Below are 13,971 nucleotides of genomic sequence, written 5' to 3' on the forward strand. Positions count from 1 at the left end.
GCCTGATGAACGCTGAGGAAATGCTGGTGATGAGGCTTTGTGGTGAGGGGATTTAGCGAAACATCGCACCGCCCCGATGGACTGCGCAGCAGGCCCAAAACCTGACAACCAGTTTTAACTGAAACTCTGCGGATGCCTGATTTAGTGGCTGCTGCGCAGCCAATCGGGGATAAATCCCCTCACCACAAAAGCCACATCCACAAAGCATAGTGGGAGGTCAGGAAGAGGAGGGGAGCGCTTCCGGGCGCGACCAGATCCACAGATTGCCCAGACTCATCCCGGCAATTGCCAGATACACCGGCCAGCCGTGATCGAGCATTACCAGCATCAACGTCGCGCACAGCAGCATGCTGATCGTGGCGCTGACCTTGGCTTTGCGCGCGATGATCTTGCCGTTGCGCCAGTTGCTCAGGATCGGCCCGAACAGCCGATGGTTTTCCAGCCAGGCGCTCAGGCGCGGCGAGCTGCGAGTCGCGGCCCAGGCGGCGAGCAGGATGAACTCGGTGGTCGGCAGGCCGGGCACGACGATGGCGATCAGGCCAATGCCGAGGCTGACGTAGGCCAGCAGGCCGAACAGCAGACGGGCGAGTTTTGAGGTGGCGGGTTGCGGCATGGGCTCGGGGAGTACAGTGAGACGAATCGGGGATTCTACAGGCTCGCGCTGTTCCCATGTGGGAGCGGGCTTGCTCGCGAAAGCGGTGTGTCAGTGACATATGAGGTGGCTGACACAGCGCTTTCGCGAGCAAGCCCGCTCCCACAGTAGGGATTTGTGTTGGGTCAGGCCGGTTCGGCTTCTGTGGCGTAAGCCTGTTCCAGCAGCACGGTGAAGCGGTTGAACGCGTCGATTGCGCCTTGCTCGACTTCGGCTTCCTCTTCGGCCGTGAACTGCAGGGAATCGAGGGTGCGCACGAAGCTTTTCCAGCCTTCGGCACGGCCGCCTTCCGGTTCACCCAGGTGACGGGCACCAAAGGTTTCGCTCAGCTCCAGCGCCACCGCACGTTTGATCAGGAACGCAGCGCCGAGCTTCGAACCTTCGGAGACGAAAATCCAGCCCAATGCACGGGCTTTGCTCGGGTTTTTCAGCGCACCGGCCACCGGTGGCGGGATATCGGTATCGAGATCCGCCAGGTCAGCCTTGGCCGCATCCGCGCGGCAACGGGCCGGCAGATCCGGGACGATGGCAGTCAGTTCGGCATTGTTATAGAGATCGACCAGTTCCGACTGGAACAGGTACTGCGCGACCACGAAACGCGCGAAGTTGGCGCGGGTCTCGAACGGCGCGTGGGCCTTGACCAGGGCGTCGAGCTTGCTGTGCGGCTCGTGGGTGATCTGGTTCAGGCGTTGTGAACGCAGGGCTTTTTCCGATGTGGTCATGGGGTGTCCTTGATAAAAGAGGCGCTTGATAACGAGACGAACGGGCAGGTGCCAAACCGTAAAAAAAAGCCCTGCGACGCGCTGAACAATGCGCGTCGCAGGGCCGTCCGGATCAGATGTCCCAGACCAGATTGATCGTGAAGTTGCGGCCCGGTTGGGTCAGACGATCGAGGTTGGCCGGTTGCGTCACCGAGGCTTCGCCGACGCTGTCGTAACCGCGCACGTCATCCCACAGCCAGTATTTCTTGTCGGTCAGGTTGTAGATGCCGCCGCTGACGGTGACGTCGTCGGTGACTTTGTAGTAGCCGGCCAGATCGAGAATGCCGAAGCCCGGGGTCTTGAACTGGCTGCTGACGCCATCCGGCGATTTGAAGTTGCTGTCGTCGACGCGGTCCTTTTTCTTCACCACGGTCCAGCTCAGCAGGCCGCCGTAATTGTTCTGGTCGTAACCCAGACCGAATACGCCAGTCAGCGGATTGACGCTGTTGAGTGGCTCGCCGTTGTCGTTGTTGCGACCGTAGGCATAGGCGATCGAGCCTTGGGTGTAGAGGCCCTGCGGCGCGCCGAACGCATCGAGGTTCAGGCGACCTTTGACTTCGGCGCCCTTGATGGTCGCGTGCTTGATGTTGCTCGACTGGAAGGTCAGCTCGTCGTAACCGGGAGTGACCGCGTCTTCGTTGATGAAATCGCGGTACTTGTTATAGAACACCGCCACGTCGAACGAGCCTTGTTCGAAGTTGCCGCGCAGACCGGTTTCATAGCTTTTGCTTTTCTCCGGTTCCAGGTTCGGGTTGGGCGCCACGTTGTAGCCGGTGGTGCTGTTTTCAAAGCGTCCGTACAGCGCTTTAGCGGTCGGCGTGCGGAAACCTTCGGCGTACTGGCCGTACCAGGTGTAATTTTCGGTCAGGGCGTAGGTCAGGCCGAATTTGGGCGAGACTTTGTGCCAGCTCTTGTTCGCGTCGCTGACCGTGCCGTTGCCGTCGGCGGCCACGGTGTTGAGGAATTCCTGGGTGATGTGCGGCTTTAGCTGGGTGTGGTCGTAGCGCAGGCCCGGCAGGAAGGTCCACTGGTTCCAGCTGATCTGATCCTGAGCGAACAAGCTGTAGGTGTTGATGGTCGGGTCCGGGAAGTCGCTGGATTTTTTCAGCACATCCGCCGCGCTGGTGGCGCCGATGGCGGTGCAGCCACGGCCGACCGCGAGGCACTTGCCGTCGCCGCTGCGCGAGCCGGTGACCTTCTGTTGCTTGATCGTGGTGCCGTAGGTCAGCACGTGATCGGTGTCACCGATGGCGAAGGCCTTGTCCAGTTGCGCATCGAATACCCACTGTTTTTCCTCGTAGACCGTGTCGCGGGTGCGCAGCACTTTACGGGTCATCGGATAGTAGAACTCTTCGGTGCTCTGATCGGTTTTGGCGATCTGGTGATTGAGGCTCCACTTCACGTTATCGGCCAGCAGGCTGTCGAGGGCAAAGCTGTGCTCGAGGCCGAAACGCTCGCGGGTGATGGTGTCATTGCCGGTGCGCCACTGGTACATGCCGCCGGGCAGCATGCTGTTGGGGATGGTCGGCGCGCCGTTGAAGTACGGGCCGCCGTAGGCACTTTTCTGATCGGTGTCGCGATCGTCCTTGTACTTCTCGTAGGTCAGGCCCAGACGGGAATCTTCGTTGTAGTTCCAGCCGATCTTCGCCAGGACGTTGGTGGCCTTGACGTCTTCCGGGTTGGCAGCGGTGCGCGCCAGGCCCGTGCCGTTGTTGCTGCCGTAGGAATCGGTTTCGTGACCGTCGCGCTGGCTGAAGTGCAGCAAGCCGTCGAACTGCTCGGCACGCCCGGCGACGGTGGCGGATTTCAGCCAGCTCTCATCGGCGGAGCTGTAACCGGTTTTGAAGCGAGCGCCGACGTCTTTGCCGGGCTTGATGATGTCGTCCGGCTCGAGGGTGTAGTAGCTGACGGCGCCGCCAATGGCGTTGCTGCCGTACAGCACCGAGGCCGGACCCCGGAGGATTTCCACGCGTTTGACGATTTCCGGGTCGACGTAATTGCGCTGGGTCTTGGCGTACGGGCCGTTGAAGAAACCGTCCGGCACTTCGACGCCGTCAACCTGCGTCAGGATGCGGTCGCCGTCGATGCCGCGGATGTTATAGCCGCTGATACCGCCACGCTGGCCGGCGCCGCCGACGGACACGCCCGGCTCGTAGCGCACCAGATCCTTGATGGTGTTGACGTTGTTGCGATCCAGATCCTGGCGGGTCTGCACGGTGACGGTGGCCGGCACGCTGTTGACCGACTGTTCCTGGCGGGTGGCGCTGATGGTCACCTGATCCAGATTGAGCGCGCCGCTGTTATTGCGCTTTTCCAGCACCACGTTGTTGTTGCTCAGCTTGCGGAAGCTCAGGTTGGTCCCCACCAACAGGCGCTCCAGGGCTTTTTCCGGCGGCAGCGAACCGCGCACGCCCGGCGACGAAACACCCTGACCCAGTTCCGCCGGCAAGCCGACCTGCCAACCAGTGACGCTGGTAAAGGCATTGAGCGCCGACACCAGCGGTTGCTGGCCGATCGAGAACGAATAATCACCCATGTTGCGCGCCGGTTGTTCGGTGGCAGCCATCAGCGGTGCGGTGCCGGCCATGAGGATGGCGGCCGTCAGCAGCGACAATACGCGGGAAGGGGAAGCAGTCTGGCGGGTAAGGCGAGAGGACATCGATAGCGCTCCGTGTCGCACGAATCTTTATAGGTGCTGATCCGTCTCCGAAGATGCGAATCAATTGCATTGGCTATAACGAGACGAACGGGCTTTGGCTATCGAGTAAAAATAATTCTCATTTAGTTCAGGATCACCAGCGCGGGGAATTCCTGCAGGCGCGCCGAGGTGATGTGGGCGAGGGAACGCACCACGTCCAGCGGCTGGTCGAGGCGGTAGTTGCCGGTGACGTTGACGTCGGCCAACTGCTCGTTGGTGTTGATGATCCAGCCCGGGTAGTAGCGGCGCAATTCGGCCAGTACCTGATTCAACGGGCAGTTCTCGAACACCAGTCGGCCCTGAACCCAGGCCAGATCGGTGGCGGCATCGAGCTTGGCCGGACGATCGAAACCGTTGGGGCCGATGCGAATGCTTTCGCCGGCGCTCAAACGCACTCGTGCGTCGTTGTGCGTGGCGCGCAGATCGACATCACCGCGTTGCACATTGACCTGCGCGACGCCGTCCAGATAGCGCACGGCGAACGCGGTGTCGCGCACGCTGGCCTGCACCGGGCCGGCATCGATTTGCAGCGGCTGGCCACGGTTGGCAGCCACTTCGAAAAACGCTTCGCCCTGATACAGCCGCGCCACGCGCTGCCGGTCATTGATGGTGCTGGAGAATGCCGAGTTGGTGTTGAGCAACACTTTGGAGCCATCCTCCAGTTGCAGGCGCTGACGCTCGCCGACCACGGTCAGGTGATCGGCCTGCAGGCGCATCGGCAGATTGCTGAAACTGAACAGGCCCAGAATCAGCACCGCAGCGGTGGCCAACGGTTTCCAGTGCGGACGCAACCGCTTGAGGACGGTGACTTTCGCCGGTTTGGCCGCGAGGCTTTGCGCGCATAGGGCGACTTGCGGCCCGTCCCAGATCGCCTGAGCCTTGGCGAACGCCTCGGCATTCAACGGATCGGCCGCCAGCCATGCGTGAAATTGCCGGGTCTGCTCTTCGTCCGCACTGCCGAGCACGATGAGCCAGTCCAGAGCCTGGTCCATTGCACGGGCGGCGTCCTGCGCCGTTGCGGGCGAAGGCGAGCGGTGGGTGTCCGTCACGGTGTTTCCTCGGCAGTGTCTGTGCACGGCTGTTTTTTAAGTGAAGCGTAAAAGTCGGCCAAGGGTAACAAAGCCCAATGATCAGTGCAGTCGATCCTGTGGATGACAGCAAACGCCTTTGGCCTCAGTCGCCATTCAAGCGCTCGGCGACACCGATGCAGATCGACATGATCAGCTTGAGTTCCTTCTGCACGGTGCTGAGGGACACATTCAACTCGTCGGCGATTTCCTGGTAGCTGTGCCCGTGCAGGCGGCTGAGGATGAAAATCTGCTGCTGGCGGGGGCTGAGTTGACTGAGGCTCACGTTCAGGCGCTCCAGCAATTGTTCGGCGTGGGCGGCGTCTTCGGCGCTGCTGGCGGGGGCGGCGACGCTGTGCACCACGTCCTGTGGCACGTCATCGACCATGGTCCGCGAATGGATCTTGCGCGCACGCAGGTGATCCAGCGCCAGATTGCGCGCGGTCTGGAACACGAAGGGTTCAAGGTGATCGATGGCGCGCTCGCTCAGCGCCCGCGTGACGCGCAGGTAGGTCTCCTGCAACAGGTCTTCGGCGGTGCTGTGGTTGTTGACCATCCGCTCGATCGTGCGCAGCAGGGACGTGCGCTGAGAGAGGAAGACATGATTGAAGCGCGATTGACTCACGGGGGAACCTGATCCATTTCGAGCGAATGATAATGCTTATCATCCAGTCAAGTGGTCAAGTGTTGATTTCAGATTGAAATCAAAAACCTGTGGGAGCGGGCTTGCTCGCGAATGTGGTGAGTCAGTCGATACATTAATTGCCTGACACGACGCCTTCGCGAGCAAGCCCGCTCCCACATGGGAGGAGGGGATTATTCCGCGTTGCAGAGCGCCAGGCAGTTATCCAGCATGCGGTTGGAAAAGCCCCATTCGTTGTCGTACCAGGCCAGCACCTTCAGCAGTTTGCCGCTGACTTTGGTGTGGTTGGCATCGAAGATCGACGACAGCGGGTTGTGGTTGAAGTCGCTGGAAACCAGCGGCAACGTGTTGTAACCCAAAATTTTCGAGTGCTGGCTGGCCGCCTTCATCAGCGCGTTGACCTCGTCGGCCGTGGCTTCCTTCTTCAACTGCACGGTCAGATCCACCAGCGACACATTGATCACCGGCACCCGCACGGCCATGCCGGTCAGTTTGCCCGCCAGTTCCGGCAGCACCAGGCCTACCGCTTCAGCGGCGCCGGTCTTGCTCGGGATCATGTTCTGCGTGGCCGAACGCGCGCGGTACGGGTCGGTGTGGTAAACGTCGGTCAGGTTCTGGTCGTTGGTGTAGGCATGAATCGTGGTCATCAGGCCGCTTTCGATCCCCAGCTCGCGGTGCAGCACCTGCGCCACTGGCGCCAGGCAGTTGGTGGTGCACGAAGCGTTGGAGATGATCTGGTGCGACTGGCGCAGAATGTCGTGGTTGACGCCGTAAACCACCGTGGCGTCGGCGCCCTTGGCCGGGGCCGAGATGATGACTTTGCGCGCGCCGGCAGTAAGATGCGCGGCGGCTTTGGCACGGTCGGTGAACAGACCGGTGCATTCGAACACCACATCAATTTTTTCCGCGGCCCACGGCAGGTCGGCCGGGTTGCGAATCGCGCTGACCGAAATGCGGTCGCCATTGACCGTCAGGCTTTCGTTGTCGTGAGCCACTTCGGCGTCGAATGTGCCGTGAACGGTGTCATATTTGAGCAGATGGGCATTGATGGCGCTGTCGCCCAGATCGTTGATGGCGACGATCTGCAAATCCTGTCGATAGCCTTGGGTATACAGTGCGCGCAGGACATTACGGCCGATGCGGCCAAAACCATTGATTGCGATTCGAAGAGTCATTGAACAGCGCCGCCGTCGTTTTGTTGTTGGAATTACAAGATTATTCGCATAAAAATAGAAAACAAGCCTTTTTAGTGGCAATATTTTGTTTTATCTACAACGAGTGACCTGAATCAACTGGTCCGAATGGTCAAAAAAGCCGTCTGTCATTCCAACAACAACGGCGTTTGATCAGCATAGACAATCAGGTCGCCACATCCGTTAGCCTGGAGTTCTACACATGCATCCCCGCGTCCTTGAGGTCACCGAACGGCTTATCGCCCGCAGCCGCGCCACGCGTCAGGCTTACCTTGCACTGATTCGCGGTGCCGCTACCGACGGGCCGATGCGCGGCAAGCTGCAATGCGCCAACTTCGCCCACGGCGTGGCCGGGTGCGGCAGCGAAGACAAGCACAGCTTGCGGATGATGAACTCGGCGAACATCGCCATTGTTTCTTCGTATAACGACATGCTCTCGGCGCACCAGCCGTACGAAGTCTTTCCCCAGCAGATCAAAAACGCCCTACGCGAAATCGGCTCGGTCGGCCAGTTCGCCGGCGGTACGCCGGCGATGTGTGATGGCGTGACCCAGGGCGAGCCGGGCATGGAGCTGAGCCTGCCGAGCCGCGAAGTGATCGCCATGTCCACGGCGGTGGCGCTGTCGCACAACATGTTCGACGGCGCGCTGATGCTCGGCATCTGCGACAAGATCGTGCCGGGGCTGATGATGGGTTCGCTGCGCTTCGGCCATCTGCCGACGATCTTCGTCCCGGGCGGGCCGATGGTCTCGGGGATTTCCAACAAGGAAAAAGCCGACGTGCGGCAGAAGTACGCCGAAGGCAAGGCGACCCGCGAAGAGCTGCTGGAATCGGAGATGAAGTCCTACCACAGCCCGGGTACCTGCACCTTCTACGGCACCGCCAACACCAACCAATTGCTGATGGAAGTCATGGGCCTGCACTTGCCGGGCGCCTCGTTCGTCAACCCGAACACCCCGCTGCGTGATGCCCTGACCCGCGAAGCCGCGCATCAGGTCACGCGCCTGACCAAGCAGAATGGCAACTTCATGCCGATCGGCGAAATCGTCGACGAGAAAGCGCTGGTCAACTCGATCGTCGCGCTGCACGCCACCGGCGGCTCGACCAACCACACTCTGCACATGCCGGCGATCGCCATGGCCGCTGGCATCCAGCTGACCTGGCAGGATATGGCCGACCTCTCCGAAGTCGTGCCGACCCTGAGCCACGTCTACCCGAACGGTAAAGCCGACATCAACCACTTCCAGGCTGCTGGCGGTATGTCGTTCCTGATCCGCGAACTGCTCGAAGCCGGCCTGCTGCACGAAGACGTCAACACCGTGCTTGGCCACGGTCTGAGCCGCTACACCAAAGAGCCGTTCCTCGATAACGGTGAACTGGTGTGGCGCGAAGGCCCGATCGAAAGCCTCGACGAAAACATCCTGCGCCCGGTCGCCCGTGCATTCTCCGCCGAGGGTGGCTTGCGGGTGATGGAAGGCAACCTCGGTCGCGGTGTGATGAAGGTTTCTGCGGTGGCATTGGAAAACCAGATCGTCGAAGCACCGGCCATGGTGTTCCAGGATCAGCAGGATCTGGCCGATGCGTTCAAGGCCGGTCTGCTGGAGAAGGATTTTGTCGCGGTGATGCGCTTCCAGGGCCCGCGCTCCAATGGCATGCCCGAGCTGCACAAGATGACGCCGTTCCTCGGCGTGCTGCAGGATCGCGGCTTCAAAGTCGCGCTGGTCACCGACGGGCGCATGTCCGGCGCGTCGGGGAAAATCCCGGCGGCGATTCACGTCAGTCCTGAAGCTTATGTCGGTGGTGCTTTGGCGCGGGTGCAAGAGGGCGATATCATCCGCGTCGATGGCGTCAAAGGCACTTTGGAACTCAAGGTCGACGCCGCCGAATTTGCAGCGCGCGAACCTGCCAAAGGCCTGTTGGGCAACAACATCGGCAGCGGTCGCGAACTGTTTGGCTTCATGCGTTTGGCCTTCAGCTCGGCGGAGCAGGGCGCCAGCGCCTTCACTTCTGCCCTGGAGACGCTTAATTGAAACTGGCTTTGGTCGGTGATATCGGAGGCACCAACGCGCGGTTCGCGTTGTGGAAAAACCAGCAACTGCAATCGGTTCAGGTGCTGGCGACAGCCGACCACGCCAGCCCGGAACAGGCGATCAGCCTGTTCCTGAGCGGCCTCGGTCTGGCGCCGGGTTCGATCGGTTCGGTGTGCCTGTCGGTGGCGGGGCCGGTGAGTGGTGATGAATTCAAATTCACCAACAACCACTGGCGCCTGAGCCGCACGGCGTTCTGCCAGACCTTGCAGGTCGAGCAACTGCTGCTGATCAACGACTTCTCGGCGATGGCGCTGGGCATGACCCGTTTGCAGCCCGGTGAATTCCGCGTGGTCTGCGAAGGCACGCCGGAGCCGTTGCGCCCGGCGGTGGTGATCGGCCCGGGCACTGGCCTGGGCGTCGGCACCTTGCTCGATCTGGGCGAAGGGCGGTTTGCCGCCTTGCCGGGGGAGGGCGGTCACGTTGATCTGCCGCTGAGCAGCCCGCGTGAAACCCAGCTCTGGCAGCACATCCACAACGAGATTGGCCACGTCAGCGCCGAGACTGCGTTGAGCGGCGGCGGCTTGCCTCGGGTGTATCGGGCGATCTGCGCGGTGGATGGGCATGAGCCGACACTCGATACGCCGGAAGCGATCACCGCAGCCGGCCTGGCTGGCGATCCGATCGCGCTGGAAGTGCTGGAGCAGTTCTGCTGCTGGCTCGGCCGCGTGGCCGGCAACAACGTGCTGACCACCGGTGGGCGTGGCGGCGTGTACATCGTTGGCGGGGTGATTCCGCGCTTTGCCGATTTCTTCGTCGAAAGCGGTTTTGCCCGCAGCTTCGCCGACAAGGGCTGCATGAGCGATTACTTCAAGGGCATTCCGGTGTGGCTGGTGACGGCGCCGTATTCCGGGCTGGTGGGGGCCGGTGTGGCACTGGAGCAAGCAATCCCGACCTGAAATGCAATCCAATTGTGGGAGCGAGCCTTTGTGGCGAGGGGATTCATCCCCGATGGCCTGCGAAGCAGGCCCGGTTTTTCCAGGGTCGCTGCGCAACCCATCGGGGATAAATCCCCTCACCACAGGTTTGTTCCCACAGTGGTTCTGTGGTGTTTGCAAGTTCGATGCTTAAGGCATAATCCGCCCCAATTCCAACAACAAGGATGCCTTCGAAGTGAGCTCAGTCAACAAGTCGATATTGTTGGTCGATGACGACCAGGAAATACGCGAGTTGCTGGAAACCTACCTGACCCGCGCCGGGTTTCAGGTGCGGGCCACCGCCGATGGCGCCAGTTTCCGCCAGGCACTCAACGAGGCGCCGAGCGATCTGGTGATCCTCGATGTGATGCTGCCCGATGAAGACGGTTTCAGCCTGTGCCGGTGGGTGCGCCAGCATCCGCGCCAGGCGCAGGTGCCGATCATCATGCTCACCGCCAGTTCCGACGAAGCCGACCGGGTAATCGGGCTGGAGCTCGGCGCTGACGACTACCTCGGCAAACCTTTCAGCCCCCGCGAACTGCAAGCCCGAATCAAGGCGCTGCTGCGTCGCGCGCAGTTCGGTCAGGAACGCAGCGGTAGCGACGTACTGGCCTTCGACGAGTGGCGGCTGGACATGGTCAGTCATCGACTGTTCCACACCGACGGCGAAGAGGTGATTCTCTCCGGTGCCGACTTTGCGCTGCTGAAGTTGTTTCTCGATCATCCGCAGGAAATTCTCGACCGCGACACCATCGGCAACGCCACCCGTGGCCGTGACCTGATGCCGCTCGACCGGATTGTCGACATGGCCGTCAGCCGCTTGCGCCAACGTCTGCGCGATACAGAAAAACCGCCACGACTGATCCGCACCGTGCGCGGCAGCGGCTACCAACTGGCAGCCAATGTGGTTGCCGGCAATGCTCACTGAGTCGCTGCGCCGGCTCGCCAGCAAGGTGCCGGTGCCGCGTTCGCTGCTTGGGCGGATGCTGCTGCTGACCTTGTTGGCGGTGTTGTTTGCGCAGACGTTGTCGAGCGTGATCTGGGTCTCGCAACTGCGCGCCACCCAGCTCGAAGGCCTGGTCACCAGCGCCCGCAGCCTGGCCCATTCGATGACCGCCAGCGTCAGCTATTTCCGCTCGTTGCCGGTGGCGTACCGGCCGCTGGTACTCGACCAGTTGCGCAGCATGGGCGGCACCCGTTTTGTGGTGACGCTCAACGACAAGCCGCTGGGTATGGACGTGCTGCCGATCACCCCGCGCAAGGCTGCGGTGATTCAAGCGGTGGACGAAGTGTTGCGCCAGTCGCTGGGCCACGATACCGATATCTCGGTAACCTTCGTCAGCCCCGAGGATCTGCGGATCTTCAATGCCGGGCTGAAACTCGATGAGCTGCCGCGCTCGTGGGCGCATTACGCACTGACGCTGGAACCGGTGAATCCGCCGGTGCTGGTCACGCAGATTCAAATGGCGCCGGGCGAATGGCTGTACATCGCCTCGTTGCTGCCCGAACCCTACACCAGTCTCGAAGAGCAAGGCCTGCCGGCACAGCAGGTGTGGTTCATCGTCCTTACCAGCGGCTTTTTGCTGCTGTTCATCGGCCTGCTGGTGCACTGGCAGAGCCGGCCGCTCAAGCGTCTGGCGCGGGCGGCGCGGGATCTGTCGCTGGGTGCCGATGTCGAGCCGGTGGCCGAGGGCGGCGGCAGCGAAGTGGTGGAAGTGGGCCGTGCGTTCAATACCATGCGCGAGCGTATCAGCCGCTACCTGACCGAACGCAGCCAGTTGTTCAGCGCGATTTCCCATGACCTGCGCACGCCGATCACCCGTCTGCGCTTGCGCGTCGAACTGCTTGAAGACGAGCAGCTGCAAGCCAAGTTCGGTCGCGATCTGGATGAACTGGAGTTGTTGGTCAAAGGCGCGCTGCAGTGCGTGAAAGACACCGACATCCACGAGAACATCGAACCGGTCGACCTCAATCATGTGCTCGATTGTCTGGTGGAGCCTTACCTGGCGCCCAACGGCAATGGCCGCGTGACCCAGCAGGGCAAGGCGCTGGCGGCGTATCCAGGCAAACCTCTGGCGTTGAAACGCTGCATCGGCAACCTGATCGACAATGCGCTGAAGTATGGGCAGAACGCGCATCTGCACATCGACGACGATGAGCGCGCGTTCGTCCTGCACGTCGACGACGAAGGCCCGGGCGTACCGGAGCAGCGGCTGGAGCAGGTGTTCGAGCCGCACTTTCGCTTGGCCGGCCAGCAGCAGGGTTATGGTCTCGGTTTGGGCATTGCGCGCAACATTGCTCACAGCCATGGCGGTGAGGTGACGTTGCAGAATTTGCGTGAGGGCGGGTTGCGCGTGACCCTGCAGTTGCCGCGTTCGGCGGATTAGATCAAAAGAGCCCCTCACCCTAGCCCTCTCCCGGAGGGAGAGGGGACTGACCGAGTTGTCTTGCGTCATACATCGACCTGAAACACCGTGTCGATTATGGATTCGCTGAAAAACTTTCAGGTCGGCGTAACTCTTCAATACCCCTCGGTCGGCCCCCTCTACCTCTGGGAGAGGGCTGGGGTGAGGGGTTGCTCTTTGTCACAGCCTGGTGACAAACCCCGCCCCCTTCGTTACAAGCCCACCCCGACCCGTTGTTTAGACTCCCCGCAGTCATAACAACAAAAAAGGCCCCCCATGGATCTCTTCCAACCCGGCTTCAGCAGTTGGCTGAATGCCCCTGCCCACCAGCAATGGCTCGCCGACGAAGGTCTGCGCCTGCTGGCATTCGCCAGAGCGGCAAAACTGCCCGAAGGTTTCGGCAACCTCGACGAACGCGGCCATCTGCCGGCGCATGCGCAAGCCGAAACCATGAACACCGCGCGCATGACCCATAGTTTCGCCATGGCCCATATTCAGGGGCTGCCGGGGTTTGCCGAACTGGTCGATCACGGCATCGCGGCCCTGCGCGGCCCGTTGCGGGATGCGCTGCACGGCGGCTGGTTTGCGGTCGCTGAACACCGCGATGGCAACACCGGCAAGAACGCCTATCTGCATGCCTTTGTCGCGCTCGCGGCCAGCTCGGCGCTGGTCGCGCAGCGTCCCGGCGCCCAGGCGCTGCTGGATGACGCGATCGACATCATCGACACGTATTTCTGGAGCGAAGAAGAGGGCGCCATGCGCGAATTCTTCAATCGCGACTGGCGCGAAGAAGAGGCCTATCGCGGCGCCAACAGCAATATGCACGCCACCGAAGCGTTCCTCGCGCTGGCCGATGTCACTGAAGATCCGCGCTGGCTGGTACGTGCGCAGCGCATCGTCGAGCGGGTGATCCACGGTCACGCCGCCGCCAACGGCTACATGGTCATCGAGCATTTCGACCGCGACTGGCAACCGCTGCGCGAGTACAACCACGACAATCCGGCTGACGGCTTCCGCCCTTACGGCACCACCCCGGGCCACGGTTTCGAGTGGGCGCGGCTGCTGTTGCATCTGGAAGCGGCGCGGGTCCAGGCCGGGATGCTTACGCCGGGCTGGCTGGCGACCGATGCGCAAAAACTCTTCGAACAGAACTGCCGCAACGGCTGGGACGTCGATGGCGCGCCGGGGATCGTTTACACCCTCGACTGGGGCAACAAAGCCGTGGTGCGTCATCGCTTGCACTGGACCCATGCTGAAGCCAGCGCGGCGGCCAGCGCCTTGCTCAAACGCACCGGTGATGCGCAATACGAAACCTGGTACCGGCGGTTCTGGGAATTCTGTGAAGGCCATTTCATCGATCGCTGCGACGGCAGCTGGCATCACGAACTCGATCCGCAAAACCGTCCGAGCGCCGATATCTGGCCGGGCAAACCCGATCTGTATCATGCCTGGCAGGCGGTATTGATCCCTCGTCTACCCTTGTCACCGAGTATGGCGACAGCTCTGGCGCAAATATCCCGGCCTGTTCCTGTGTAACCATGTGGTGACA

At 61.6% G+C, this 13,971-nt stretch carries 11 protein-coding genes; 5 read left to right on the forward strand and 6 right to left on the reverse strand.

Annotated features, from left to right (window positions below; genetic code table 11):
- Positions 1–217 precede the first annotated feature (217 nt).
- The 6 genes from J1G18_RS12835 to gap form a co-directional block, all read right to left on the reverse strand.
- Positions 218–613 carry a YbaN family protein gene (locus J1G18_RS12835; RefSeq protein WP_097085930.1) on the reverse strand — a complete coding sequence of 132 codons (396 nt, stop codon included), beginning with the start codon at positions 611–613 and terminating at the stop codon, positions 218–220.
- A gap of 164 nt (positions 614–777) precedes the next feature.
- Entirely contained in the window at positions 778–1,374 is a 597-nt protein-coding gene (locus tag J1G18_RS12840) for a biliverdin-producing heme oxygenase (RefSeq protein ID WP_223007799.1), read from the reverse strand.
- A gap of 112 nt (positions 1,375–1,486) precedes the next feature.
- Complete coding sequence (locus tag J1G18_RS12845; RefSeq protein ID WP_223007800.1) at positions 1,487–4,072, reverse strand: TonB-dependent receptor; 2,586 nt, start codon at positions 4,070–4,072, stop codon at positions 1,487–1,489.
- Positions 4,073–4,194: 122 nt separating this feature from the next.
- Positions 4,195–5,160: a FecR family protein gene (locus J1G18_RS12850; protein ID WP_134787170.1), complete on the reverse strand. Its 966-nt coding sequence runs from the start codon at positions 5,158–5,160 to the stop codon at positions 4,195–4,197.
- A 124-nt stretch (positions 5,161–5,284) separates the two neighbouring features.
- Positions 5,285–5,803 carry an RNA polymerase sigma factor gene (locus J1G18_RS12855; protein WP_027612557.1) on the reverse strand — a complete coding sequence of 173 codons (519 nt, stop codon included), beginning with the start codon at positions 5,801–5,803 and terminating at the stop codon, positions 5,285–5,287.
- Positions 5,804–5,994: 191 nt separating this feature from the next.
- Positions 5,995–6,996 carry a type I glyceraldehyde-3-phosphate dehydrogenase gene (gene gap, locus J1G18_RS12860; protein WP_223007801.1) on the reverse strand — a complete coding sequence of 334 codons (1,002 nt, stop codon included), beginning with the start codon at positions 6,994–6,996 and terminating at the stop codon, positions 5,995–5,997.
- 220 nt (positions 6,997–7,216) lie between these two features.
- On the opposite strand from gap, the gene edd reads away from it, so the two are divergent.
- The 5 genes from edd to J1G18_RS12885 all read left to right on the forward strand — a co-directional run bounded on the left by edd (position 7,217) and on the right by J1G18_RS12885 (position 13,958).
- Positions 7,217–9,043: a phosphogluconate dehydratase gene (gene edd, locus J1G18_RS12865; RefSeq protein WP_047599558.1), complete on the forward strand. Its 1,827-nt coding sequence runs from the start codon at positions 7,217–7,219 to the stop codon at positions 9,041–9,043.
- Positions 9,040–9,999: a glucokinase gene (locus J1G18_RS12870; protein ID WP_223007802.1), complete on the forward strand. Its 960-nt coding sequence runs from the start codon at positions 9,040–9,042 to the stop codon at positions 9,997–9,999. The genes edd and J1G18_RS12870 overlap by 4 nt, the downstream gene beginning before the upstream one ends.
- Positions 10,000–10,213: 214 nt before the next feature.
- A complete protein-coding gene (locus tag J1G18_RS12875; RefSeq protein WP_007917879.1) occupies positions 10,214–10,945 on the forward strand; it encodes a response regulator in 732 nt (243 codons plus the stop codon).
- Entirely contained in the window at positions 10,935–12,404 is a 1,470-nt protein-coding gene (locus J1G18_RS12880) for an ATP-binding protein (RefSeq protein ID WP_098965246.1), read from the forward strand. Before J1G18_RS12875 ends, J1G18_RS12880 begins: the two co-directional genes overlap by 11 nt.
- Positions 12,405–12,698: 294 nt before the next feature.
- The gene (locus J1G18_RS12885) at positions 12,699–13,958 is read left to right on the forward strand and encodes an AGE family epimerase/isomerase (protein ID WP_223007803.1); all 1,260 of its coding nucleotides are present in this window, start codon (positions 12,699–12,701) and stop codon (positions 13,956–13,958) included.
- Positions 13,959–13,971 lie beyond the last annotated feature (13 nt).

The sequence above is a fragment of the Pseudomonas sp. MIS38 genome (genome assembly GCF_019891575.1).
Lineage (GTDB): Bacteria > Pseudomonadota > Gammaproteobacteria > Pseudomonadales > Pseudomonadaceae > Aquipseudomonas > Aquipseudomonas putida_A.